The organism is Xanthovirga aplysinae (assembly GCF_009711365.1).
Classification (GTDB): Bacteria; Bacteroidota; Bacteroidia; order Cytophagales; family Cyclobacteriaceae; genus Xanthovirga; species Xanthovirga aplysinae.
In genome coordinates this window covers 1-2019 of sequence record NZ_SMMB01000511.1, presented here as the reverse complement: position 1 = coordinate 2019, position 2019 = coordinate 1, and the positions used below count along the sequence as shown (strand labels likewise).

Sequence of the window (2019 nt, the reverse complement as noted above, 5' to 3'; positions counted from 1 at the left end):
AAATCTAATTGAGGAGGTGAATAAAATTCATGGAAATAATAATGATGGCAATGGACAGGATTTAGATGGCGGTCAAGATGGGGAGGACAATGAGATTAGTGAAGTTAATTTTATTAATGGCGACAGAAACGATGCGAACACCCAAAAGGCTTGGATGGAACAAAAGGGTGATGATAATGGCATTGGCTTTATCAACCAAATTGTAGGCAATAATAATGATTGGAATGTACAAGATTTTGATGCTAATCAGAATGGAGATGGTAATTCGATCGATGATGTGAATAGGATTATGGGCAACAATAATGATGACAACAGCCTGAATTTCCATGCCCATCAAGAAGAAACCACAAATGCAATCGAAGGTATTAATTTAATTCAAGGAAATAACAATGATGGGAATAAAATGAATGCTTTGATAGATCAGACAGGGAATTCAAATAAAATAATCATAGCTAATGGGATTGTAGGTTTTGTGAATGGGGCCAATAATAACGATGAAAATGAATTTAATTTTAGATCCCATCTGCAAGGTGATTCTAATCAGATCAATACTGTTAATTCAATTCTAGGGAATAATAATGATAACAATAGGCTGGGGTATAGGGCGCACCTTAAGGGGAATTCTAATAGAATGTTTTTTAATAACATCATACTAGGAAATAATAATAATTGGAATTCCCAAAAATTGGGTTTTTGGGTAGAAGGAAACGATAATGTAATTGGGGTTCCTTTGATGGGGTCGAACGATGAGGGTAATAATATTATTGAAGGAAACCGAAATGATAAGAACCATCAATGGTTGGGAGGGAAAATTGATGGGGATGAAAACATGGTTTTAAAGAATAACAAGATTATTGGTAACAATAATGATGGGAACCCCCAATTTCTTTTTGCTGGTATTGATGGGGATGGTAATACAATAAGTGAAAATAACCTTATTGATGGTAATAACAATCATGATAACAATCAAAAGGCTTGGGTTAAAATCAATGGGGATGGCAATATCATAGGAAATGATGATCCTATGAACATAGATTTGGCAAAGGGCAATAATATTATCTTGGGCAACAGAAATGAAGGTAATGTCCAAAAACTTAGGTTGAGAATTGATGGAGACAATAATATCGCTCAGGGCATTAACCATATAGAAGGGAACAGGAATGATAGTAATTTCCAAGTTCTTTGGGGCCTTCAAGAAGGAACCCACATTCTTGATATTGAGTTCGATCGAGCCTCCATTAACTTTATTCAAGGAAATCGGAATAAAGACAATCACCAAAAAATTTGGATTGTCCAAAAAGGCATAGGCAATCGTTTCCTTGAGGCTAACGAAATTAGGGGTAATAACAATAATGATAATTATCAAAAAATTTGGATTCACATGGAGGGTGAAGATAACCAAACAGATGATGTGAACGAGATTTCAGGCAACAGAAATGACCATAATCGTCAACAACTTTGGGTAAGCCAATTGGGTCAAGAGCAGCAAATTGATGAGCTAAGTGAGATTCAGGGAAATAACAATGATAATAACCTGCAAAAGGCCAGGGTATATCAAGACGGAACTGATAATGATGTTGGAGGGAACAATATTTCAGATAATAATAATGATCGCAATAAGCAAAATTTTGGGGCTTATCAAAAGGGTATTGGGAATAGAGCGGATAATACAAATGAGATAAGAGGAAATAACAATGATGACAACCTTCAATTGCTTTTTACTTACCAAAATGGTGATGACAATGAGCTCAATCGGAATAATATGATTGAAGGTAATGGTAATGATGGAAACTGGCAATTCGATGTGGCTCTAATGGATGGTGATTTTAATAGGAACCAAGATAATAACTTCATCATGGGCAATAACAACGATCATAACTTCCAGGTGTTAATAGGAATCCAGGATGGTGATTCCAATCAGTTTTTGAGAAATAACCAAATTCTTGGGAACAACAATAACAACAACCCTCAAATCATGGCTGTGAGACAAACGGGCAAGGATAATATGTGTAATGACAA

At 35.4% G+C, this 2019-nt stretch carries 1 protein-coding gene; it reads left to right on the top strand.

The genetic code is table 11. The features are described from left to right. Positions 1 to 16: 16 nt before the first annotated feature. On the top strand, positions 17 to 2019 hold a 2003-nt coding region (locus E1171_RS02230), incomplete at its 3' end, for a hypothetical protein (protein WP_155203655.1).